This window comes from Kribbella sp. NPDC020701 (assembly GCF_055562215.1).
The window spans coordinates 119,246-142,223 of the sequence record NZ_JBVHFT010000014.1; the positions used below are offsets into that span (position 1 = coordinate 119,246).

The window sequence follows — 22,978 nt, forward strand, 5'->3', positions numbered from 1 at the left end:
CCCTCTCTGGGCCGATTATCCCCGACGAGAGGGGCGTCTCCGCAAACTGCCGCGTACGCTGGCACCTCGTGGATACGCACGACCCCGTTTTCGACCAGGCCCTGCAGCGATATCTCGACGGTACGGCGGAACGCGCCGACCTGAAACTGCTCACCAAACAACTGCTGAAACTTCTTGTCGCGAAGGCCCCCGGACACGCGGTCGAGGTGCGGGTCCCGCCGTACGGCGCGGTGCAGTGCATCGAAGGCCCGCGACATACCCGGGGTACGCCGGGCGCAGTGGTCGAGCTCCCGCCCGAGCTCTGGATCGACCTGGCCCTCGGCCGGATCCCCTGGTCCGACGCCCGCGCCACCGGGAGACTCCGCGCCAGCGGCGAACGCACCGACCTGAGCTCGTACCTCCCCCTGGTCTGACCACAGCTGAGCCCGCGCCACCCCCGTGGTAGGCGCGGGCTCAGCGATCCGTGGGGTCAGCGGCCGGTCCGGTTCCGGTCCCGGGAAGATGGACGCCTTTGGCAACCAATCGGATCCACCGTAGGGGCGGCCCGGGGGCGCTCGGTGGGCCTTTCGATCCTGGTGGAAAGGCCGCCGAGCCGCGACGCCCCCAGGACGCCGCGGCTCACTTCGTCTCACGGTAAGGAAAAATAGGTTCATCCCGGTGTTCTGTGGTGTCACTATGTGCCAGTGGCAGCAAGTGTCCGCGCAGGGCTGGCCCGGCTCCGTGTCGATCTGACCCCGTGGCACGGTTCCCGCGACTTCCGCATCCTGCTGGTCTCGGGCTCGGTCTTCTTCCTCGGCGGCATGGTCGGGTACGTCGCCCTGCCGTACCAGCTGTACCAGTTGACCGGATCGAACTTCGCGGTCGGCGCGATGGGGCTGGTGACGATCGCGCCCCTCGTCGTGTTCGGCCTGTACGGCGGCGCCCTCGCGGACCACGTGGACCGCCGGAAGCTGCTGATCGGCACCGGGGTCGCGCAGGTCGCCATCTGCGCGGCACTCCTCGGCAACACGTTGCTCGCCAGCCCCCGGGTGTGGCTCATCTACGTCTGTGGCGCCCTGAACGCGATCGCCTCGTCATTGCAGCGGCCTTCGCGGGAGGCGCTCATGCCGCGGGTGGTGCGGCATGAGGAGATCCCCGCCGCGGTCGCGCTCAGCTCGCTGACGATGCAGGTCGGCCAGCTCGCCGGCCCGGCGGTGGGCGGCGTACTGGTCGGGTCGGTCGGCGTGACCTGGGCGTTCGCGGTCGAGCTCACCGGGCTGGTGGTCGCGACCGGACTCTATTTCGGGCTGCGTCCGTACAGGACGAGCGAGCACAGCACGCCGCCGAGTCTGCGCGCGATCGGCGGCGGGATCGTCTACGCGTACCGCCGTAAGGACCTGCTCGCCACCTACCTGGTCGACATGGTCGGCATGTTCCTGGCGATGCCGATCGTGCTGTTCCCGGCGTTCGCGACCGAGGTCCTGAAGGAGCCGAAACTGCTCGGTCTCCTCTACAGCGCGGAGGCGGTCGGGGCGATGTGCGCCAGTCTGACCAGTGGCTGGGCGAAACACATCCACCACCAGGGCCGGGCCGTCGTCCTCGCGACCATGTGCTGGGGTGCCGCGGTCGGAATCGCCGGACTGGCGCCGAATATCTGGTTCGCGATCGCGTTCTTCGCCGTCGCGGGAGCCGCGGACATGGTGTCGGTGCTGTTCCGGTCGGTGATCTGGAACCAGACGATCCCGGACGAGATGCGCGGGCGGCTGGCGGGGATCGAGATGCTCGGCTACTCCCTCGGCCCGCTCGGCGGACAGGCCCGCTCCGGCCTCGTCGCGGACCTCACCGGTGTCCGGACAGCGATCGTCAGCGGTGGTGCTCTGTGTGTCGTCGGAGTCGTCGCGACCGCCGGCTGGCTGCGTGAGTTCTGGCGGTACGACGCCCGTACCGATGAACACGCGGTCCGGGAAAGGGAGCTGCGCACCGCAAGTTAGAGTCGGTCATCATGCGTATCCGCCGGGTAGTGATCACTTGTTTGCTTGCCGTCTCACTGGCGGGCTGCAGTGGTCCAGGGCAGGAGGACGCGCCGAACGTGCCGCCGCTGGTCTCGGTCAGCACGCCTAGCGAGACCCCCTCGGAGACGCCGTCCGAGACGCCCAGCAGCCCGGCCACCTCCAAGGTTGCGGACACGGTGTGCGTGCGGATGGACCAGTCGCTGGTGCAGTCGACGCTCGCGGTGCCGGTGGTGCAGATCCAGCCCAAGCCGATCCCGGCCGAGTTCGGGTTGCCGACGTACGACGTCTGCCGGCTCGGCCTCAGCACCAGCCCGAGCGGGCCGGTCCTGCGGGTCGGGATTTCGGTGCTCCCGGCAACGAAGGCGACGCTGGCGGCGACCCAGAAGGCGTACGCGGCGACGAAGCGTGAGCCGGCCAAGCCCGCGGTCGTGGGCGAGGGTGGGTTCGGGACCAGCACGTTCGTGGTGTTCCTGCTGGGCGGGCGGTTGTACAAGGTCAGCGGACCGCCGGCCACCTCGGCGAAGTACGTCGTACTCGGTCAGGAAGTGGTCCGGCAGGCGCCCGGGTTGCCGGAGGCGGCGCCGCTGATCACGCGACCGGACTGCGAGCGTGGCTCGTCGGCGGCGGAGAAGGTGATGGGCGCCTCGGCGGTGGTCCACCGGGACGGGCAGACCGCACTCGGCGATCCGGTGTGCGGGTGGGTCAGCCCGACCAGCGTGCTGTCCACGTCAGTACGGCGTACTCCGAACGCGGAAGCCTTGATGGCGCCGATCCGCAAGGCCGCGACTTCACAGCCGATCCCGCTGGGCGACGAGGGCTACGTCGACATCGCCACCGGCCGAACCACGATCCGCGTCGGCGACGACAAACTCGTGGACCTCGTCCCCCTCCCGGCCCGCGCAGTCGACCCCGACCTGATGACCTCCTTCGCCCTGGCCATGTCCCCGCTCTACACGCGCTGAGATCGCCCCGTACACCTCAGGTGGCTTCGGCGATGGTGGCGATTGCTTCGGTGATCTCGGTGGGGGTGCGGGCGGCGTACCCGAGGACGAGGCCGGGGGCGTGCGGGAGTTGGCAGTGCCAGGAGAGCGGGTGGGTTTTGATGCCCTTCTGGAGGGCGGCTGCGGCCAGGGCGACGTCATCGGTGGTGTCGTCGAAGGTGATGGTGAGGTGCAGGCCGGCGGCGGCACCGTGGACGGTTGCTGTGGGCAAGTAGTTGTGGATGGCCCGGACCATCGCGTCGCGGCGGGTTCGGTGGCGGCGGCGGAGGAAGCGAAGCTGGCGTTCGAGTTCGCCGGACTCCATCAGGTGGGCGAGGGTGAGCTGGGGGAGCGCCGCGTTGCCGAGGTCGGCCAGGCGCTTCATCCCGATCAGGGCTTCCTTGTACTGCGGGGGCGAGAGCATCCACCCGATCCGGAGCGAGGGTGCGAGAAGCTTCGACACGCTGCCGGCGTAGATGACCTGATCGGCCAGCATCGCGCGCAGTGCGGGAACCGGGGGACGGTCGTACCGGTGCTCGGCGTCGTAGTCGTCCTCCAGGATCAGCCCGCCCTCGGCGGCCCACTGGATCAGGTCTCGGCGCCGTTCTCCCTCCAGTACGACGCCAGTCGGGAAGTGGTGCGCCGGAGTCGCCATCACCACTTGGGCTGTGGAATCACGGAGTGCGTCGACGCGGAGGCCGTTGGCGTCGACCGGGATCGGGACGGTGTCGAGACCCCAGTTCTGCAGGTGCTGGCGGGAGCCGAGCGAACCAGGGTCCTCGACGGCTACCTCGTTGATTCCTTGCTGTTTGAGCACCTGCGCGACGAGGCCGATCGCTTGCGAAACCCCCGCCACGATGATCAGGTCATCCGGGTCCGCGCCGACACCTCGGTTGCGCGCCAGCCAGTTGGCCACCGCCCTCCTCAACGCCGGCGTCCCCGCCGGATCCCCATACCCGAACGCAGCCGCCTCCAGGTCGTTCAGCACAGCCCGCTCCGCCCGCAACCAAGCACTCCGCGGAAAAGCCGCCAGATCCGGCACCCCCGGCGTCAGATCAATCCGCGCAGGCGCTGCCCGCAAACTGTCGAACACATCCAACCCAGGCCGCCCAACCACCGCCCCCTCACCATCCCGCCGCGCCCGAAGGCCACGGCCTTCAGTTGGATGGTCGGGACCGCGTGTCGCCGTGCGGGAACCGGGCGGTCCCGGTGCGGCAGATGCTGCTACGACCACCGTGCCTGCTCGGCCGCGGCCGGCGACGTGGCCGTCTTCGGTGAGGCGTTGGTAGGACTCGGTGACTACGCCTCGGGAGATGCGGAGTTCGGCGGCGAGGACTCGGGTGGCGGGGAGGCGGGTGCCGAGGGGGAGGCGGCCATCGGAGATCGCGGCGCGGAGGCGGGCGGTGAGCCAGTCGGCGAGCCCGCCCGGGGGAGCCTCGGCGGGGTTGAGCTGCAGGAAGTCGGCGCCGGCGACCGATCCATTGGACCTGCCACTTTGGCTTGGATTGGACCTGTGCACTGGACCATTGTGACGGCACCGTGGAGGTATGGGAACCGACTACGTGCACGGCTACACCCCGGCGGAGACGCGCCGGCTGGCGGACCAGGCGCAGACCCTGGCCGACCTCCTTCACGACGGCACCAGCTACCCAGCAGGCAGCCGGGTCCTCGAAGCGGGCTGCGGAGTCGGCGCGCAGACGGTGCAACTCGTCACCCGCAGCCCCGGCATCGACCTCGTCTCCGTCGACATCTCCGAGGAATCACTCGCGCAGGCCAAAGCCCGCGTCGCCACGACAGCCCCGGACGCCCGCGTCGACTGGCGGCACGCGGACCTGCACGACCTCGCCGACGAGCAGTTCGACCACGTCTTCCTCTGCTTCGTGCTCGAGCACCTGCCGAATCCGCACGACGCCCTCACCCGCCTACGCCGGCACCTGAAACCCGGCGGCACCATCACCGTCATCGAGGGCGACCACGGATCGGCGTTCTTCCACCCGCGCAGTACGGCGGCGCAGGCAGTGATCGACTGCCTCGTGAACCTCCAGGCCGAGGCCGGCGGCGACGCACTGATCGGCCGCCGACTGCAGCCGCTCCTCGAGAACGCCGGGTACGACGACGTCCACGCCCGACCGTGCACCGTGTACGCCGACGAGACCCTCCCACACCTGGTCGATGGCTTCACCCGCAAGACGTTCATCGCGATGGTCGAGTCGGTCCGCGAACGCGCCATCGCCGCCGGGATGCGTACGCCGGCCGAGTGGGCGGCCGGGATCCGCGACCTGGAGAAGTCCGCGGAATCCGGCGGCACCTTCCACTACACGTTCTTCAAGGCGACGGGACGGACATGATCACCTTGCTGGCGTTCGTCCTACTCATCTGCCGCGCACTCAACCGCAACCAGCGGCGGCAACTCCGGACCATATCGGCCAACGGCATACCCGATCGCGATCTGGAACGGCTGGTTGCCGACCTCCGTGCACTGAGCTGACCAGTTCATGAACACCTGGTAAACAAGAGTATGGCACCGACTGAGCAGCTCGAGATCGAGACGAAGTACGACGTCAGCGAGGACGCGAGTCTGCCGGCGCTGCACGAGCTGCCGGGGGTCGCGAGTGTCGCGCAACCGGTCGAGCTCGACCTGGAGGCCGTGTACTACGACACCGCCGAGCTGGACCTGGCCGCCAACAAGGTGACGTTGCGCCGACGCACCGGCGGCGAGGACGACGGCTGGCATGTGAAGTTCCCGAAGTCGTCAGGTGAGCGGCTCGAGGTCCACCATCCGCTCGGCCGATCGGTGCGCAACGTGCCGATCGCGGTCGTCCGCACGGTGCGGGTGCACGTCCGCGACCAGGACCTGGCTCCAGTCGTCACCCTGAACACGAAGCGCGTCGTGCATCGCCTCCTGGACAAGGACGGTGAGGTACTCGTGGAGCTCGCCGACGATCGCGTCACCGCCACGGCCGCGGACGGCGAGCCGCAGAGCTGGCGGGAGTGGGAGGTCGAGATCGTCGGCGGGGACAAGTCGATCCTGGTCGCCGCTGACGAGCTGCTGCGGTCCGCCGGAGCCGAGCCGGCCGCAGGCCCGAGCAAGCTGGCGCGAGCGCTGGGCGACCGCGTCCCGGCGACCGACGAGCTGGTCCTGCCCAAGAAGCCCAGGACCTCGGACGTGTTCCGTGCGTACGCCGGCGCCCAGGTGCAGGCGATCCGCGAGCGGGACCCCGAGGTACGGCGTGATGTCCCCGACTCGATCCACAAGTTCCGGGTGGCGACCCGGCGACTGCGGTCGGCACTGGCGACGTACCGGCCGGTCGTGGACCGCGAGGCGGGGGACGAGATCCGGGCCGAGCTCAAATGGCTGGCCGGCGAGCTCGGGGTCGCACGCGACGCCGAGGTGCAGCGCGAGCATTTCGCGGCCGAGGTCGCGGAGCAGCCGGTCGAGCTCGTGATGGGCCGCGTCGCCGGCCGCATCGACGACCACCTGCGCGGCGTCTACAAGGAGGGCCGCGCGGGCGCGCTGGCCGCGCTGGAGAGCGAGCGCTACTTCCAGCTGCTGGACACGCTCGACGAGCTGATCGCCAAGCCTCCGCTGACCGGTGACGACCGCAAGGCCGCCAAACAGGTCCCCGACCTCGTCGACCACGACTGGCGCCGGATGCGCAAGGCCGTCCGCCGCGCCCAGTCCGCCGAGACCACCGCCGAGCAGGACCACGAGTTCCACGAGGTCCGCAAGGCCGCCAAACGGCTCCGGTACGCCGCGGAGTCCGCCGTACCGATCCTGGATGACGCCGCCACCCTCGCCGCCCGCGCCGAGGAGGTCCAGGAGGTCCTGGGCGAACACCAGGACAGCGTGGTGTCCCGCGACCTCCTCCGCGAACTCGCCATACAGGTCCACCTCGACGGCGGCAACGCCTTCACCTTCGGCCGCCTGCACGCCGCCGAAGAACTCCGCGGCACCCGCTCCCGAGACGCCTTCCTCGAACTCTGGCCCACCCTGAAGTTCCACTGACTCAAACGACGACCGGCCAGTCGGCCGCCAAGTTGACGAGTCGTTCTCAGTTGCGAGTGGCCGGTGACGGTCTATACTGAATCACGTCTAGCTTGTCTGATTCAGTGGGGGTGGATCGTCATGGCGCAGGTGAATGTCGGTGCGCTGGTCGAGCGTGCCCGCGCGACCGCCGGCCTGAGTCAGCGGGGACTTGCCGATGCGACCGGTATCTCGCAGTCCACTCTCTCGCGGATCATCGCGGGGGATCGGGTGGCGAAGATGCCTGAGCTTGTCTTGATCGCCCGGGCGACAGGGCACACGGTTGCTCAGCTAACAGGAACAGGCGGTGTGGCTGATCGGGTGCAGTGCGCGGCCCGGGCGACCAACGACTCGAGCATGGAAGGTATGCGTGAGGCGTTGCTGCATTTCTTGGAGTTGGACAGCTATCTGGACGACCAGGCGATTCCAGCCGCGGTCTGATGTAGAAGGCAACGATTGTGAACGCCGAGGCCGACGGGCAGGCAGCTGCCGAACAGTTTCGCGAGAGGCATCATCTGGGAGTACAGCCCCTGGGTGATCTGGTCGCGATCATCGAACAGGTCACTGGGATCGACGTGGCCGTGCTCGATGCTGGTCCAGACGAGCACGGCCTGACGATGCGTGACCCGGCGCGCGATGCTGTCTTCATCGGCGTCGCACGGACTCGGAATCCGATGCGGCAACGGAGCACCCTGGCCCATGAGCTAGCGCATGTGCTCTTCGAGGATTGGGTGGATGAAGGTGCCGGCAATTGGAGCGCCCGGACGCAGGCGGAGACTCGAGCCGACGCCTTCGCGCGGCATCTGATTGTTCCGCGCGAGGGGTTGAAGCAGTTCCTCGATGGACGCGATCCGCTCAGCCTGGCAACCCTCTCTGCGATCGTGCAGCGATTCGTAGTGTCGCCTGCGATGGCTGCGATCGCGTTGTATCAGGCGGGGTACATCGATTCCGCCACTAAGGAGGAGTGGAAGGGGTGGACCACGCCGTTGCTGGCGACCCGCTTCGGATGGAGTGACCACTACCACGTACTGCAGGCAGACGCGGATCAGCGGAGGGCTCCCCAGCGGCTGCTCGCCCGGGCGATCTCCGGGTACATCGAAGGCGTGCTGCCCGCACAGACCCTCGCGACTCTCCGGGGCATTGCCCTCGATGAGGCACAGACGGAGCTGCGTGAGGCGGGTGTCGTTCCCAACGAGCCCATCGTGGCGTGGGCTGATGCGGGCGATCTTCCGTATGTCGACGTAGACCTGTCGGACCTGGATGACGGCGATAGCTCAGCCACTGAGGGTTCGGCAGAGCGGCAGGACACTGAATGAGTTCCAGGCCGATCATCGACGCAGGGCCTGGTCTGAACTTCTTCTCCCTCAACAAGGAACGTCTCCTCATCGGCACGTTGGGGCAGCTCAGTGCTCCGGAGGCTGTGCAGGAGGAGGTGTTCCGCAAGGCCAGGCAAGACAGGCGCTTCAGCGCCGCCGAGAAGGTCTGGCGGAAGTTGCCAGACCGCTGGATGCAGATCTTGCCCGACGAGTTCACGCCGGAGCTCGCTGCCGTTGTGCACCGGCTCTCCGGACTGCCCATGCAGGATCGGATGACAGAGTCGCAAGACCTGGGCGAGACCATGGTCATCGCTCACGCAGTGGTGGCTGCCGAAGCCGGCGACACCGTCACCGTGCTCATCGACGACGGCCAAGGGGCGCGCCAGGCCACGAGAGAAATCAACAGGCTGCGCCGGATGCGAACCGCCGGCCGGGAGGTGGGCGGCATCAGGCTGATCAGCACGCTGACTGTTCTGGAGCGTGCTGCAGGCGGAGAGCACCTGCCGGACAAAGCTGCGATGCGTGACATCTACCGGCGGATGCGCGAACTTGACGATGGCCTATCGCCCATCGACCACACCAAGCTGATGTCGCCCCTTCTCTGGTCGTGAGTGCCCAGGTTCTGTTCTTCGTTTGTTGTCTTCCACTGACACGAAAGACGGGCCCGGCCGGGTGGCCGGGTCCGTCTATCGGGGTGGGGCTGTCAGGCAGGTTCGCGTCGGATCAGCAGGGCCTGCCTGACAGGTCTTCAGTGTTGAACGGCCTTCTCGGCGCCGGCGCCGGTGAGGGAGCGGACCTCCATCTCGGCGAACTTGTCGACGTCGACCGGCTCCTTGCTGGTGACCGTGCCGAGCCAGCCGAGCAGGAACGCCAGCGGGATCGAGACGATGCCGGGGTTGTCCAGCGGGAACCAGTGGAAGTCGATGCTCGTGTCGGTGATCATCGACAGGCTGGCACCGGTCTTGGCATCGACCTTGCCGGAGACGACCGGGCTGAACGCGATCAGGATGATCGCCGAGCCCAGACCGCCGTAGATGCTCCACAGTGCCCCACGGGTGTTGAACCGCCGCCAGAACAGCGAGTACAGGATGGTCGGCAGGTTCGCACTGGCCGCGACCGCGAACGCCAGCGCCACCAGGAAGGCGATGTTCTGGCCGTTGGCGAAGATGCCGCCGATAATTGCGACCAGACCGATCACGACCGCGGTGTACCGGGCCACCCGGACCTCGCCGTCGCCGCTGATCTGGCCCTTCTTGATGATCGAGCCGTAGATGTCGTGGGCGAACGACGTACTCGCGGTGATCGTCAGGCCGGCCACGACCGCCAGGATGGTGGCGAAGGCGACCGCGGAGATGACGCCGAGCAGGAGCTCACCGCCGAGCTCGAAGGCCAGCAGTGGTGCGGCCGAGTTCGCCTTGCCCGGTGCGGCCTTGATCCGGTCCGGGCCGACGATCGCGGCAGCGCCGTACCCGAGCACCAGGGTGAACAGGTAGAAGATGCCGATGATCCAGATCGCCCAGCTGACACTGCGCCGGGCCTCCTTGGAGTTCGGCACGGTGTAGAACCGCATCAGGACGTGCGGCAGACCCGCCGTACCCAGCACGAGCGCGAGGGCGAGCGAGATGAAGTCCAGCTTGCTGATCCCCGTTGCGCCGTACTGGAGACCCGGGTTGAGCAGCTTCTCGCCGGCTGCCGGGCTGTTGTCGACGGCCGCACCGAGCAGACTGGACAGGTTGAACGTGTACTTGGCCAGCACCCAGAGCGTCATGATGCCCGCCCCGATCACCAGCAGGACGGCCTTGATGATCTGCACCCAGGTGGTGCCCTTCATGCCGCCGACCAGCACGTAGGTGATCATGATCGCGCCGACCACGGCGATCACGATGCTCTGCCCGGTCCGGCCGGACACACCGAGCAGCAGAGCGACCAGACCCCCGGCGCCGGCCATCTGCGCCAGCAGGTAGAAGAAGCAGACGCCGAGGGTCGAGATCGCGGCCGCCATCCGGACCGGCCGCTGCTTGAGCCGGAACGAGAGTACGTCGGCCATCGTGAAGCGGCCGGTGTTCCGGAGCAGTTCGGCGACCAGCAGCAGGGCGACCAGCCATGCCACCAGGAAGCCGATCGAGTAGAGGAAGCCGTCGTACCCGTTCAGGGCGATCGCACCCGCGATGCCCAGGAAGGATGCGGCGGACAGATAGTCGCCGGCGATCGCGATGCCGTTCTGCGGGCCGGTGAAGGATCGGCCGCCGGCGTAGAAGTCGGCCGCGGTCCGGTTGTTCCGCGAGGCCCGCAGGACGATCGCCAAGGTGGCGACCACGAACAGCGCGAAGATGACGATGTTGACGGTCGGGTTGCCGATATCGGTTGCCAGCGGCAACATCAACGGGGCGGTCACTGCTCGTCTCCCTCGATCTGGTGGCGCAGCGTCTCGGCGTCCGGATCGAGTCGGCGGTCGGCCCAGCGCACGTAGCTCATCGTGATGGCGAACGTCGACACGAACTGGCCGAGCCCGAACAGCAGGGCCACGGTGATGTTTCCGCCGACCTTGTGCGACATGAAGTCGTGCGCGTAGGCGGCGAGCAGGACATAGACGAAGTACCACACCAGGAACAGCGCGGTCATCGGGAACACGAAGTTCCGGAACCTGCGACGCAACTCGGAGAAGTCCGGCGACAGCTGGACATCTCGGTACGTCGTCAGGTCCGGATCGCGCGTGTCAGACATCGCGTGACCTCCAGACGGGGGATCAGGCCGGGCGGTGGGCCGGCAGGGGCTGCTGCTGGTCCGTACTGTGGTCCGGGCCACGCTCGATCGACAGTACCCACACGCAACGAGCGCTCAGCGGACCACACCAGTCGACCGGTGGATCACTGATCTGCGGCGAGCGGTAGGAAACAGACGATGAGCGGTCTCATCGTTGGGGAAGACCGCGATCCACGTCGACGGCCTCCGGGGTGTGGAGGCGGACCATGCTGCGGGCGGTGCCGGCCGGGATGCGGTCGGGGGTCAGCTTCGAGACCACGATCACGGTGAGAAACGCGAGTGGCATCGTCCACGCGGCCGGCTGGCCGACGAGCGCTCGCGGCCAACCGCCCGACGGCGCGCCGATCACGTTGACCAACGCGGCCGCGCTTGCCGCGATCCCGCCGACCACCAGCCCGGCGGCGGCCCCGGTCGTGGACATCCGCCGCCACCAGATCCCCAGCACCAGCAGCGGGCAGAACGTCGACGCGGCCACCGCGAACGCGAGCCCCACGGTGTCCGCGAGACTCAGCGCACCGGTCACCGTGAACGCCAGGTATGGCACGGTCATCGAGAGCAGCGCCGCGATCCGGAAACTGTTCACCGCCACGTAGTCACCGCCGGTCCACCGGTGCAGCCGGCTCCGCAACAGGTCCTGATCGATCACCCCGGCGATCGCGACCGTCAGCCCGGACGACGTCGACAGGAACGCCGCGAACGCGCCCGCAGCCACCAGCGCACCGAGCAAATCCCCTGCTGTACCAGGGAAAACCTCCCCGGGGAGCTTGAGTACGACGGTGTCCGCGCCACTGTTCACCAATTCAGGCGCGAAGGTCCGGCCGAGGACGGCGTACATGGGTGGGAACAAGTAGAAGAGACCGAGCAACGCCAGTACGACGACCGTCGTACGACGTGCCGCCCGTCCGTCCGGGTTCGTGTAGAACCGGACCAGCACGTGGGGCAGGCCCATGGTTCCGAAACAAAGGGCCAAGAGCAACGAATACGTCGCGTACAGCGGGTGGTCACGGCCGCCGGCCCTGGACAGCGGCTCGGCCCACTCCGCCGCCGCGCCCTGGAGAGAATCGAGTACGCCGGCCGGATGACGCCAGGTCATCAGGATGACGAAGATCGGCGTGGCCAGAGCGGCGAGCTTCAGCCAGTACTGGAAGGCCTGCACGAAGGTGATCGAGCGCATGCCACCTGCGGCGACGTTGATCACGACGATCACCGCGACGATCGCGGCTCCGACATATGTGGGTGCGCCGGTGACGGTCTGCACGGCCAGACCGGCGCCGTGCAACTGGGGAAGCAGATAGAGCGTTCCGATCCCGACGACCAGGCCGGAGCAGATGCGGCGAACTATCGGAGACTCGAAGCGGGTCTCGGCGAAGTCGGGCAAGGTGTAGGCGCCCGACCTTCTGAGTGGCGCCGCGACGAGCACGAGCAGCATCAGGTAGCCGACGGTGTAGCCGACCGAGAACCACAGCATGTCAGCGCCGTTGACCAGCACCAGTCCGGCCACACCGAGGAACGACGCCGCCGACAGGTACTCGCCACTGATCGCGGACGCGTTCCAGCGCGGGGTGACCGCGCGGCTCGCGACGTAGAAGTCGCTCGTGGTCCGGGAGATCCGCAGCCCGAACAGGCCGATCCCGATCGTTGCCACGATCACCAGCCCGATCGCGGTCAAGCTCATCGCCGGCGACATCTACTGCCGCCCGACGAACTCGGTGAACTCGGCCTCGATCCGCTCGGCGTGGCGGACATAGATGCGCGCGGCAACATAAACCACGGGGTAGACCGCGACGCCGAGCAGCAGCCAGGGCAGCGGCAGGCCGAGAGCGGACAGCGTGCGGGTCGGCGGGACCAGGTAGAACAGCAACGGGATGCTGCCGAGGACGAGGAGTACGCCGCCGATCACGGCCAGCGTGAGCCGGAGCTGGGACTGGATCAGCGAGTGCATGTAGATCTCGCCGAGCCGGGTCTGCTCGTCGATCTCGCGCGCACCGGTCGGGATGATCGGTCGCCGGGCGGCGCTGGTCCGCGGGCTGGTGACCCGGACCCTTCGCGGACCCTCCGGCGTACTCACGTCATCCGCGCAGCGAGGTCGTGCGGACCAGCAGGTCGCGCAGTTCACGGGTGTGGCGCCTGCTGACTGGCAGCCAGTCGTCACCGACCCGGACCGCGCAGCGGCCGCCCTCGACGCGCATCTCGTCCACGTGGGCGAGTGCGACCAGCGTGCTGCGATGGATCCGGGTGAAGCCCACGTCACGCCAGCGCTCCTCGAGCGTGCTGAGCGGGATCCGGACCAGGTGCGAGTTCTGGCCGGTGTGCAGGCGGGCGTAGTCACCCTGCGCCTCGACGTACCGGACCGTCGACCGCTTGACCCAGCGGGTCACGCCGGCCAGTTCGACCGGGATCGTTTCGTCCTCGGTCTCCTCGGGAGTCTGCAGTGCGGCCGGTGCGCCCTGGGTGACCACCCGGCGGACCGCCTCGGCCAGGCGTTCGGCCCGGACCGGCTTCATCACGTAGTCGGTCGCTTCGAGGTCGAACGCCGCCACCGCGTGCTCGTCGTACGCCGTGACGAAGACGATCTGCGGTCGGCTCTTGAACCTGGTCAGCACCCTGGCCAGGTCGATGCCGTCCAGGCCGGGCATCTTGATGTCGCAGAACACCACGTCCAGGTCGGACTCGTGCAGGATCTTCAGCGCGTCCGGACCGTTCGAGGCGGTCTGGATCTGGCCGATCCGGGGGTCCTGCTCGAGCAGGTACACCAGCTCGGCCAGGGCAGGCTGCTCGTCGTCGGCAACCAGCGCCCGCAGCGGAGTGTCGGCCATGGCTTCACACTAAGGGGACGCGTAGACCTTGGGCACCACCTGGTGTCAGGAGAGCATGCGTGGTGCGTGGTCGGGCTGGTGTTCCCAGCGCAGCCGGCTTGAGCCATAGCCCGCGGCGTGCACACCGTCGTGGCCGCGGGGACGACGGCAGTAGTAGTACGGCGAGTACAGGTCCTTGCACGAATCCTGATGGCTCGTGTAGGCGAACTCGAGATCCAGTCGGCTGTCGCTGCTCATGAGACGTCGCTCCCGTAACGGTCTGCCCCCAATCCGCAGTATCGCCCGGGCGTGGTGAACCTGGCGACGGGAGCCGGGTCGGAGCCCAGCTCCCGTCGGTCTGCCCGGCTACTTGATCAGTCCGTGCGGATCGAGCACGTACTTGCGGGCCGCGCCCTGGTCGAACTCGCGGTAACCCTCCGGTGCCTGGTCCAGCGGGATCACGGTCGCGTTCACGTTCTTCGCGATCTGTGTCCGGTCGTGCAGGATCGCCTGCATCAACTGGCGGTTGTACCGCATCACCGGGCACTGGCCGGTCGTGAACGCCAGCGACTTGGCCCAGCCGAGGCCGAGCCGGATCGACAGTGAACCGGTCTTCGCGGCTTCGTCGGAGGCCCCGGGATCACCGGTGACGTAGAGGCCCGGAATGCCGACCGCGCCACCGGCACGAGTGACATCCATGACCGTGTTCAGCACTGTCGCCGGCCGCTCGGACTGGGCGTCGGAGCCGTGGCCGTGCGCCTCGAACCCGACCGCGTCGATCGCGCTGTCCACCTCCGGCACACCGAGGATCCGCTCGATCTGATCCTTCGGATCCCCTTCGGACACATCAATCGTCTCGCAGCCGAAGCCGCGGGCCTGCTCGAGGCGTTCCTTCTGCAGATCCGCCACGATGACGACCGCCGCGCCGAGCAGGAACGCCGACGTTGCCGCGGCGAGGCCGACCGGCCCTGCCCCGGCGACGTAGACCGTCGAGCCCGTCCCGACTCCCGCGGTGACCGCTCCGTGATACCCGGTCGGGAAGATGTCCGACAACATCGCCAGGTCACGGATCTTCTCCAGCGCCTGGTCCTTGTCGGGGAACCTCAGCAGGTTCCAGTCGGCGTAGGGCACCAGCGCGTACTCCGCCTGGCCGCCGACCCAGCCGCCCATGTCGACGTACCCGTACGCCGAGCCCGGCCGGTCCGGGTTCACGTTCAGGCAGACTCCGGTCTTACCCTCCTTGCAGTTGATGCACCGCCCGCAGGCGATGTTGAACGGAACCGACACCAGGTCGCCGACCTTGATGAACTCGACGTCCCGGCCGACCTCCACCACCTCACCGGTGATCTCGTGGCCGAGCGCGAGCCCGGGCGGTGCCGTCGTCCGGCCGCGCACCATGTGCTGGTCGCTGCCGCAGATGTTGCTGGCCACGACCTTCAAGATCGCACCGTGCGGAACCTGCCGCCCGACGTTCGCGGGATTGACTCCCGGACCGTCTTTGAGCTCCAGGGTCGGGTAGTCGATCGTCTCGACCGCCACGTCACCTGGTCCCTTGTAAATAACTGCCCTGTTCCCTGGCACGAGTGATGCTCCTCTCCAGGACGTTCCACCGCAGTGGACGTGCGATATCGCTACCGCGGGCCGTGACCGCCCCCGAGAAGGCGATCCAGTCGTCGCCTGCCCCGCCCAGGTGAATCCCGTCCCAGGCGATGGCCGCTCGGACGCGCAAGACCAACGCCGTAAGGGGATCGAGTTCGACGCTAGTAGCCGCCCTCCGCACCGTCAACGCCGGGCGTGTCATCCGGACGCGTGCACGCCTGAGGAGTACTTGGGGATTCGGAAAGTCACCTTGGTGCCCGCGTCCACTGCGGTCTCCACGACCAGGCCGTACGCGTCGCCGTACACCTGGCGCAGCCGCGCGTCGACGTTGCCGAGGCCGACGGAGTCGCTGCCGGTCTCGCCCGACAGCGCGGCCCGGATGATCTCCGGGTCGCTGCCGGCGCCGTCGTCCTCGACGCTGATCTCGGCCTCGTTGATCCGGTCCCGGGCGTGGATCGTGATCCGGCCGACCCCGGTGGTGCCTTCCAGACCGTGCCGTACGGCGTTCTCCACCAGCGGCTGCACGACCAGGAACGGGATGACCACCGGCAGTACCTCGGGAGCGATCAGCAGCGACACCTTGAGCCGATCGCCGAACCGGGCCTGCTCCAGCACCAGATAGCGCTCCACATTGCGCAGCTCGTCGGCCAGCGTGGTGAACTCACCGCCACGCCTCAGCGCATAGCGGGAGAAGTCCGCGAACTCCAGCAGCAGCTCCCGCGCCCGCTCCGGATCGGTCCGGACGAACGACGCGATCGCGGCCAGGGCGTTGTAGATGAAGTGCGGGCTGATCTGTGCCCGCAAAGCGCGCAGCTCCGCCTCCATGGCCCGGGTGCGTTCCTTGTTGAGCTCGGCCAGCTCCACCTGGCCGGAGACCCAGCGGGCCACCTCTTCGGTGGCCCGGACCAGCGCGGCGGATGAGCGGATGCTGTACGCGACCAGTACGGCGACCACTCGCTCCTCGGTGACGATCGGCGCGACCACCGCCGTACGGATCGGGCACTGCGGATCGCTACAGGCCACGTCGTGGGCGCCGAGTACCGCCGTACGACCGGACCGGAGTGTCGGCGCGGCCAGGGCCTTCGCGTCGCCGCGGTGGTTGCTCTCGTAGGGGCCGCCGACCCCGTCCCACGCCAGTACGCCGGAGGAGTCGCAGATGGCGATGGCCGCCGTACCGAGGAGGTCTCTGAGGTGGCGGCTCGCCTTGCCGGCCGCGGCGGGCGTCAGGCCCTCGCGCAGGTGGGGAGTGGCCAGCGAGGCGGTATGCAGGGTCGCATACGTTGCCTTGTCAGCCGGAGTCCCGAAATGCTTCCGCCGCCGCGCGAACACCCCTTGACGGTAGCCGGTCAACCCTCCGCGCGTGGCCTGAACGCTTCCAATGCCTCGGTGTCGGAGTAGTTGGTCAGCAGATATTCAGCCACCCAGTCTTCCCGGCCCGGGTACGTCGACTCGGCGACGATCCGCTCCGCGGCCTTCACCGTGTCGAGTGGTGCCCGTCGCAGTTGCACCCCATCCGGCGTCACCAGAGCCCAGCTAGGCCCAGGAGCGCCGTACGGCATCCCCACGCTCCCCGCGTTGACCACCAGCCGCCGATCCACCTGCCGGGCAAACGGCATATGTGTATGCCCACAGACGACTGTACGAATGTTTGCGGGCACTCCGCTGAACACGGTGGCCCACCGCGAGATTGGACTGTCCACCAGGACCATCTCTTCATCGTCCCGGGGAGTCGCATGGCAGAACAACGCGTCCCCGATCGTCACCGTGGTCGGCAGACCAGCCAGCAGCTCCACCTGATCCGCCCGCAACTCCCCAGCGGCCCAAGGGCTCACCGCATCCGGCGCCTCTCCCTCGAACTGCCCGCGAGCCATCTCCACAAGCTCCCGATCCGCGTTCCCCCGAACCCACACCACCCGCTCACCCAGACTGGTCAGCAAGTCCAACGTCTCCACCGGCTGCGGCCCACTGGCGATATCCCCCGCCAGCACAATTACATCCGCCGCCAGCACGTCGCCCTCGGCCAGCACAGCCTCCAACGCCGGCAAAACCCCATGCACATCAGCCAACACCGCAACCGTCGCCATGCCCGCAGTCTCCCCCGAAACCCCAACAAACACAGGGGGACTCTGCTCAGAGCAGATCAGCTGCCGATCAGCAGATTGCCTTTCTCGAGCGGTGTGGCGAGCTCGCAGGCGCCGGTGGCGATCGTGCAGCGGATGATCGAGGCAGGACTCTCCTCACCGTTGTCGGCGAGGATCAGCAGGTGCTGGTCGTCCTCGGCGACCGTCTGCCGGAAGACGCCGGACCACTCGTGGATCAGGGTCCCGGTCTTCGCGTCCAGGGCAGCTGCGATGCCGTCGCCGTACCCATCGCGGTAGAACGGACCTGCGATCGCGGTGGCGCCGTCCCGGGTGAAGCCGTCGACCTGGTACTCGCAGGTGCGGAACAGCCTCTTGCCGCTCGCCATCGAGACGACGCTGGTGCAGCTGTTGTAGTCGTTCAGGGTGGTCAGCGACGCGGCCGTCGTACCGTCGCCGGACACCGCGGTCGGCTTCGGAACCGTCTTGACCTCGGTCGCCTTCGAGCCACCCGGGATCCACTCGTAGAGGGTCCAGGTGCTGGAGGCCTCCTTGTCGGACGCCTGGAAGTAGACCTTGCCGTTGACATAGCCGATCATGCTCGCGTTCCAGACGTCCGGCACGGTGAGCTTGCGGACGCTCTCCTGTTCCGCGTAGATGGTGGCCCCCGGCTTCTGCTCACCGGTGTCGGACGTGAGGGTGGCGAGGTAGGCAGCCGCCGTCCCGTCCTCGGTGGTGACGACCCCGCTGATGTTGGGAGTCCGCCGCAGGACGGCGCCGTCCGAGCCGATGGTCAGCATCTCGGTGGTGTTGTCCTGCGTACTCACGATCGCCAGAACCGACTGGCGCAGCCGGGCGACCGCCTGGATGTACCCGGTCCCCGGGACCTTCACGTCCTGGCCGGCTCCACCGCGGACCGTCCGACCGGTCAGGTAGGCGATCTGAGGGGCTCGGCCTTGCGAGAGCTTCGCCAGCTTGACCTCGGACTTGACCGGGCCGGCCTTGGTGGGGGTCTTTACCGGCGTCTTCGACGGTGCCGGCGTCGGAGTCGCGGTCGGCGTCGGAGCGGGTGTGGTGCTGGGCGTGGGGGACGGCGAAGTGGAGAGAGGGGCGGCTTCGGCTTCGGTGGCGTTGGTGCCTTGGCGGTAGGCGAGGGCGCCGCCGGTGGTTATGGCGGCCACGGCGACGGCTGCGACGAGGGCGATCAGGCGCCCGTTCTTCTGCCGCATCAGCGGACTCCTAACGTCATGACCCGAGCAGGAGCGGTTCGGGGGACAGGGGTGTGGCCAGCAGGCCGCCGCCCGCGACCGCGCCGACCGCAACCGCGGCCGCCACAGCGACCAGCGGCCGGTTCTTCGCTGCTACCCGTACCGTCTCCATCCCCGTTTGAGACGCTCCAAGACACCCGATTGTTCGCCGCCTCCACCCTGCGGCGAGCGGGTCGCAGGTGCGATCGAGCATAATTGCGCCATGGACCAGCCACCGCGGATCGGCCGGTACTCCCTGGTCCGCCGGGTGGGTGCCGGTGGTTTCGCGACCGTCTGGCTGGCCCGGGACGAGCAACTGGACGCCGAAGTCGCCATCAAGATCCTGTCCGACAACTGGATCGAGGACGACGACGTCCGCCGCCGGTTCCTGGCCGAGGGCCGGTTCCTGCGCAAGGTCGACTCGCTCTACGTCGTCGGGGTCCACGACATCGGGGAGTCCGACGACGGCCGTCCGTTCATGGTGCTCACGTACGCCGACGGCGGCACGCTCGCGGACCGGATCAAGGCCGGGCCGCTGGAGTTCGCCGAGGCGGTCCGCATCATCACTCAGGTCGGCAGGGGCCTCAAGCACCTGCACGCCCGCGGCGTCCTGCACCGGGACGTGAAGCCGGCCAACGTGCTGTTCCACAGCGATCCGGCCGGCGACCGGGCGATGCTGTCCGACCTGGGTCTGGGCAAGTCGCTGGCCGAGGTCTCGCGGATCACGATGCCTGGCGGCACTCCGGCGTACGTCGCTCCCGAGCAGGTGCTCGGTGAGCGGCTTGACCACCGCGCGGACCTCTACTCGCTCGGAGCGGTCGCGTACGCCGCTTTCACCGGACAGGCACCGCATGGCGTGGTCAGCCTGGGTGCGGTGATGCACATCGAGAAGCCACCGCCGTCGATGACCACGCTGCGCGAGGACGTCCCGGACGCGATCGATGTCGTCGTACGCCGTGCTCTCGAGCCGAACCGGGACAAGCGCTGGCCGGACCTGGACAGCTTCCTCAACGCACTGCGCGAGGCCCACACCACCGGGAAGATCCCGCCTGGGCTGGTGCCGGCCGCTGAGATGCCCACTCCGACCACTGTGACCGGCACCGTCGACCAGGCCACCGCCCTGTCCAGCGCAGATCAGCAGACGGGTTCTGCCACGCCGGCCAGCGTGACCCAGCCAACTGGCACAACCCAGTCGACTGGCACAACCCAGTCGACTGACGCCAGCCAGTCGACCGTTGGCACTCCGCCGACCGTCACCACCCTGTCGAAGCGGTCCACTCGCTCACGGTGGATCGCCGTCCTCGCCGCTGTCCTGTTGGCGGCCGGCGGTGGCTATGGCGGCTACCAGTACGTCCTCAGCCGTCCGGTGAAGGTGGAGAACGGGCCGCTGTCGGTCGAGGTGCCGCATGCCTGGTCGCAGAAGGCGGTCGACCCCGACAAGTCCCTGGTGGTCAGCACGAACACGTCGACGTGGCGGTCCAACCCGAACACCGAGGGTGTCTTCGTCGGGCTGACCCCCGCGTCACAGCTGCCGACCAGCGCCACTGCGCCCGAGGGATGCGCGGCTGGACCGGCGGACCCCGGGCAGATCGGCGACCAGCAGATCGTCACCTTCCGGCACAGCTGCGGCGACCACCCCTCGGTGGTGGAGCAGTACCGGCAGGTGAGCCCCACCACGCTGCTGCGGATCCAGGTGCGCGACGACAACAACACGGGGCGCGAGAAGGTGCTGAACTCGGTGACCTACACGCCCTAAGGGACCAGCGACGTCAGCGACGAGGTGGTTGCCTTGTGCATGCGGGGAATGACGTTGAGGGTGGCCGGGTCCGAGGCGTACAGGTGTGAGCCGGACTCGTAGACCAAGTACGCCGTTCCGTTGTACTCCGTGATGCCCTCGGTCATGCTCGGCGCCCGGAAGCAGCTCAGCGCCGCCGCATCCAGGTCCTTCTGGCCGCGCTTCACCACATAGATGTTGCTGCGGTTCCCACGCCCGTACGACGTGCTGTAGATGAAGTGGTTCGCGGTCACCGTCAGGCCCTGCGTCTTGGTCGGCACCTCCCACGCGCCGGCGAGCGTGGTCAGCGTGCCGTCGTCGGCGATCTTGTACTCGTACATGGTCCCGCGGCCGGTCTCGTTGAACGTCCCCGAGAACAGCGAGTCCCCGTAGCTCCCGATGAAGGAGGACCCGGCCACGTCCCGCGCGGTCCCGATCTGCGCGAGGTACGGCGTACCCGCTGCCTTCAACGCGTCCCGCAGTTCGGTCAGGCGGTACTTCCGGATGCTGCTGCCGGCGCCGGCCACGAACGCCCAGCCTTTGCTCACGGTGATCCCGCCGACGTGCGACTCGGCGATCGCGACCACGCCGACGGTGGAGCCGGTCGACGGGTCGATGCCGTAGATCTGCGAGTCGGCGCCCTCGCGGTAGGAGGCGACCAGGAGCAGGTTCTTGCCGGCGCCGTCCCAGTTGTACCAAGTGCCCGCGCCTTGCGGGGTGTGCGTGCTGAGGTTCGGGATGCTCACGCTGTTACTGAACCGGGCGTCGTACTTCTTCGACGCGGACGGCCCGTCGTAGAAGGTCGAGCCTCCGGTGGTCGCGGTGTCGCACGTGATCGCGGCGCTCGCGGGGAGTGCGGCGGTGAGCGCCGCGGCGGAGGTGATGAGGGCGGTGACGATGGCGGTGACGATGGCGGTGACGATGGCGAAGGGGCGTTTGACCATGATCAGATCCTCTGGAGGTTGGGCGGAAACCTACGAGAATTCCAGAGTAAATCGCCAATGAGTAACGCGCGAGGGTTTCCCGAGCGTCAGTTCCGCGAACGGACGCCGTACGGTAGGCGCATGACCGATCTGTCCGCGGCGATCGACCGCGTTCTGCCCAGCGTCCGTGCCGACCTCGAGGACCTCATCCGGATCCCGTCGGTCAGCTACGAACCGGCCCGCGCGGCCGACGTCCAGCGTTCCGCCGAGGCGACCGCGGCGCTGTTCGAGGCCGAGGGCTTCACGGTGAAGATCGTCCGGGCCGGCGAGGGTGCGCCCGCGGTCATCGCCAAGAAGGCCGCGCCGGCCGGGAAGCCCACGGTCCTGCTGTACGCGCACCACGACGTCCAGCCGACCGGACCGGTCGAGCAGTGGACGTCCGACCCGTTCGAGCCGACCGAGCGCGGCGACCGGCTGTACGGCCGGGGCGCGGCCGACGACAAGGCCGGCATCGCGGCACACCTGGCCGCCGTACGGGCCTTCGGCAACGATCTGCCGGTGGGCGTGACCGTCTTCGTCGAGGGCGAGGAGGAGATCGGCTCGCCGACCCTGCTGCAACTGCTCGACGAGTACGCCGACGACCTCGCCGCCGACGCGATCGTAATCGCCGACTCCGGCAACTGGGACATCGGCCGGCCGGCGCTGACGGTGTCGCTGCGCGGCCTGGTCGAGGCGTACGTCGAGGTCCGCACCCTGGATCACGCGGTCCACTCCGGTCTGTTCGGCGGCCCGATCCCGGACGCGCTGACGACGTTGTGCCGGCTGCTCGCCACCCTGCACGACGACAAGGGTGACGTCGCGGTGGACGGGCTGCACGCGTCCCGGGCGGCGGATGTCGAGTACCCGGAGGACCGGCTGCGGTCCGAGTCCAGCGTGCTGGACTCCGTCCGGCTGACCGGCTCGGGTTCGCTGGTCGACCGGTTGTGGACCAGGCCGGCGATCGCCGTACTGGGGATCGACGCACCGTCGGTGGCCGAGGCCAGCAACACGCTCGTACCGATGGCGCGGGCCAAGGTGAGCCTGCGGGTCGCGCCGGGCGACGACGCGATCAAGGCGAGCATCGCGCTCAAGGAGCACCTCGAGAACCACGCGCCGTGGGGTGCGCAGGTCACCGTGACCGAGGGGCAGACCGGCCAGCCGTGCAGTGTGAACGCGCGGGGCGCCGGGTACGAAGCGGCTCGGGCGGCGTTCAAGACCGCGTGGGGTGTCGAGCCGATCGACATGGGCATGGGCGGGTCGATCCCGTTCATCGCGGAGTTCCAGCAGACCTTCCCGCAGGCCTCGATCCTGGTCACCGGCGTCGAGGATCCGGACACCCGGGCGCACGGGATCGACGAGGGTCTGCACCTGGCCGAGTTCACCAAGGTGTGCCTCGCGGAGGCGCTTCTCCTTCAGAACCTGGCCAACCAGGAATGATCGGGCTTTTCG

Annotated in this window: 24 protein-coding genes; 11 read left to right on the plus strand and 13 right to left on the minus strand. The window is 68.3% G+C overall.

Going from position 1 to position 22,978, the window contains the following annotated elements; genetic code table 11:
- Positions 1-68: 68 nt before the first annotated feature.
- The 3 genes from ACZ3HV_RS30035 (at position 69) to ACZ3HV_RS30045 (ending at position 2,953) form a co-directional block, all read left to right on the plus strand.
- Complete coding sequence (locus tag ACZ3HV_RS30035) at positions 69-413, plus strand: sterol carrier family protein (protein WP_465689005.1); 345 nt, start codon at positions 69-71, stop codon at positions 411-413.
- 270 nt (positions 414-683) lie between these two features.
- Complete coding sequence (locus ACZ3HV_RS30040) at positions 684-1,970, plus strand: MFS transporter (protein WP_360372882.1); 1,287 nt, start codon at positions 684-686, stop codon at positions 1,968-1,970.
- A gap of 11 nt (positions 1,971-1,981) precedes the next feature.
- Complete coding sequence (locus tag ACZ3HV_RS30045) at positions 1,982-2,953, plus strand: hypothetical protein (protein WP_465689007.1); 972 nt, start codon at positions 1,982-1,984, stop codon at positions 2,951-2,953.
- Positions 2,954-2,969: 16 nt separating this feature from the next.
- Here the strand turns inward: ACZ3HV_RS30045 and pdxR are convergent, their stop codons facing one another.
- Positions 2,970-4,490, minus strand: a complete 1,521-nt coding sequence (gene pdxR / locus ACZ3HV_RS30050) for a MocR-like pyridoxine biosynthesis transcription factor PdxR (RefSeq protein WP_465689009.1) — start codon at positions 4,488-4,490, stop codon at positions 2,970-2,972.
- Between the two features lie 28 nt (positions 4,491-4,518).
- Between pdxR and ACZ3HV_RS30055 the strand changes: the two genes are divergently transcribed.
- The 6 genes from ACZ3HV_RS30055 to ACZ3HV_RS30080 all read left to right on the plus strand — a co-directional run bounded on the left by ACZ3HV_RS30055 (position 4,519) and on the right by ACZ3HV_RS30080 (position 8,922).
- Positions 4,519-5,319, plus strand: coding sequence for a methyltransferase (locus tag ACZ3HV_RS30055; RefSeq protein ID WP_465689011.1), 801 nt, complete (start codon positions 4,519-4,521; stop codon positions 5,317-5,319).
- Complete coding sequence (locus ACZ3HV_RS30060; RefSeq protein WP_465689013.1) at positions 5,316-5,459, plus strand: hypothetical protein; 144 nt, start codon at positions 5,316-5,318, stop codon at positions 5,457-5,459. Before ACZ3HV_RS30055 ends, ACZ3HV_RS30060 begins: the two co-directional genes overlap by 4 nt.
- A gap of 30 nt (positions 5,460-5,489) precedes the next feature.
- The gene (locus tag ACZ3HV_RS30065; RefSeq protein WP_465689015.1) at positions 5,490-6,977 is read left to right on the plus strand and encodes a CYTH and CHAD domain-containing protein; all 1,488 of its coding nucleotides are present in this window, start codon (positions 5,490-5,492) and stop codon (positions 6,975-6,977) included.
- 120 nt (positions 6,978-7,097) lie between these two features.
- A complete protein-coding gene (locus ACZ3HV_RS30070; RefSeq protein WP_465689017.1) occupies positions 7,098-7,436 on the plus strand; it encodes a helix-turn-helix domain-containing protein in 339 nt (112 codons plus the stop codon).
- A gap of 17 nt (positions 7,437-7,453) precedes the next feature.
- Positions 7,454-8,311 (plus strand): ImmA/IrrE family metallo-endopeptidase, encoded by an 858-nt coding sequence (locus tag ACZ3HV_RS30075; protein ID WP_465689019.1) that lies wholly within the window; start codon positions 7,454-7,456, stop codon positions 8,309-8,311.
- Positions 8,308-8,922 (plus strand): PIN domain-containing protein, encoded by a 615-nt coding sequence (locus ACZ3HV_RS30080; RefSeq protein WP_465689021.1) that lies wholly within the window; start codon positions 8,308-8,310, stop codon positions 8,920-8,922. The genes ACZ3HV_RS30075 and ACZ3HV_RS30080 overlap by 4 nt, the downstream gene beginning before the upstream one ends.
- A 137-nt stretch (positions 8,923-9,059) precedes the next feature.
- Here the strand turns inward: ACZ3HV_RS30080 and ACZ3HV_RS30085 are convergent, their stop codons facing one another.
- From ACZ3HV_RS30085 to ACZ3HV_RS30135, 11 genes are all read right to left on the minus strand, one after another.
- Complete coding sequence (locus ACZ3HV_RS30085) at positions 9,060-10,691, minus strand: solute symporter family protein (protein WP_465689289.1); 1,632 nt, start codon at positions 10,689-10,691, stop codon at positions 9,060-9,062.
- A gap of 11 nt (positions 10,692-10,702) precedes the next feature.
- Complete coding sequence (locus tag ACZ3HV_RS30090) at positions 10,703-11,035, minus strand: DUF485 domain-containing protein (protein WP_360372898.1); 333 nt, start codon at positions 11,033-11,035, stop codon at positions 10,703-10,705.
- Positions 11,036-11,222: 187 nt separating this feature from the next.
- Complete coding sequence (locus tag ACZ3HV_RS30095; protein ID WP_465689023.1) at positions 11,223-12,749, minus strand: sodium/solute symporter; 1,527 nt, start codon at positions 12,747-12,749, stop codon at positions 11,223-11,225.
- 12 nt (positions 12,750-12,761) lie between these two features.
- Positions 12,762-13,142 carry a hypothetical protein gene (locus ACZ3HV_RS30100; protein ID WP_465689025.1) on the minus strand — a complete coding sequence of 127 codons (381 nt, stop codon included), beginning with the start codon at positions 13,140-13,142 and terminating at the stop codon, positions 12,762-12,764.
- Between the two features lies 1 nt (position 13,143).
- A complete protein-coding gene (locus ACZ3HV_RS30105; protein WP_465689027.1) occupies positions 13,144-13,890 on the minus strand; it encodes a LytR/AlgR family response regulator transcription factor in 747 nt (248 codons plus the stop codon).
- Positions 13,891-13,935: 45 nt separating this feature from the next.
- Positions 13,936-14,127, minus strand: a complete 192-nt coding sequence (locus ACZ3HV_RS30110; protein WP_360372910.1) for a hypothetical protein — start codon at positions 14,125-14,127, stop codon at positions 13,936-13,938.
- Positions 14,128-14,235: 108 nt separating this feature from the next.
- Complete coding sequence (fdhA, locus tag ACZ3HV_RS30115; RefSeq protein WP_465689030.1) at positions 14,236-15,450, minus strand: formaldehyde dehydrogenase, glutathione-independent; 1,215 nt, start codon at positions 15,448-15,450, stop codon at positions 14,236-14,238.
- A 216-nt stretch (positions 15,451-15,666) separates the two neighbouring features.
- Positions 15,667-16,797, minus strand: a complete 1,131-nt coding sequence (locus ACZ3HV_RS30120) for a histidine kinase (protein ID WP_465689032.1) — start codon at positions 16,795-16,797, stop codon at positions 15,667-15,669.
- A 17-nt stretch (positions 16,798-16,814) separates the two neighbouring features.
- The gene (locus ACZ3HV_RS30125; RefSeq protein WP_465689034.1) at positions 16,815-17,552 is read right to left on the minus strand and encodes a metallophosphoesterase family protein; all 738 of its coding nucleotides are present in this window, start codon (positions 17,550-17,552) and stop codon (positions 16,815-16,817) included.
- 56 nt (positions 17,553-17,608) lie between these two features.
- Positions 17,609-18,775 (minus strand): hypothetical protein, encoded by a 1,167-nt coding sequence (locus ACZ3HV_RS30130; RefSeq protein ID WP_465689036.1) that lies wholly within the window; start codon positions 18,773-18,775, stop codon positions 17,609-17,611.
- A 16-nt stretch (positions 18,776-18,791) separates the two neighbouring features.
- The gene (locus ACZ3HV_RS30135; protein ID WP_465689038.1) at positions 18,792-18,926 is read right to left on the minus strand and encodes a hypothetical protein; all 135 of its coding nucleotides are present in this window, start codon (positions 18,924-18,926) and stop codon (positions 18,792-18,794) included.
- 90 nt (positions 18,927-19,016) lie between these two features.
- Here ACZ3HV_RS30135 and ACZ3HV_RS30140 point away from each other — a divergent pair, with 90 nt between their 5' ends.
- The gene (locus tag ACZ3HV_RS30140) at positions 19,017-20,549 is read left to right on the plus strand and encodes a serine/threonine-protein kinase (protein ID WP_465689040.1); all 1,533 of its coding nucleotides are present in this window, start codon (positions 19,017-19,019) and stop codon (positions 20,547-20,549) included.
- Here ACZ3HV_RS30140 and ACZ3HV_RS30145 read toward each other — a convergent pair.
- The gene (locus ACZ3HV_RS30145; RefSeq protein WP_465689042.1) at positions 20,546-21,511 is read right to left on the minus strand and encodes a hypothetical protein; all 966 of its coding nucleotides are present in this window, start codon (positions 21,509-21,511) and stop codon (positions 20,546-20,548) included. The two genes, ACZ3HV_RS30140 and ACZ3HV_RS30145, sit on opposite strands and share 4 nt — an antisense overlap.
- Before the next feature lie 120 nt (positions 21,512-21,631).
- On the opposite strand from ACZ3HV_RS30145, the gene ACZ3HV_RS30150 reads away from it, so the two are divergent.
- Positions 21,632-22,966 carry a M20/M25/M40 family metallo-hydrolase gene (locus ACZ3HV_RS30150; protein WP_465689044.1) on the plus strand — a complete coding sequence of 445 codons (1,335 nt, stop codon included), beginning with the start codon at positions 21,632-21,634 and terminating at the stop codon, positions 22,964-22,966.
- Positions 22,967-22,978: the final 12 nt, after the last annotated feature.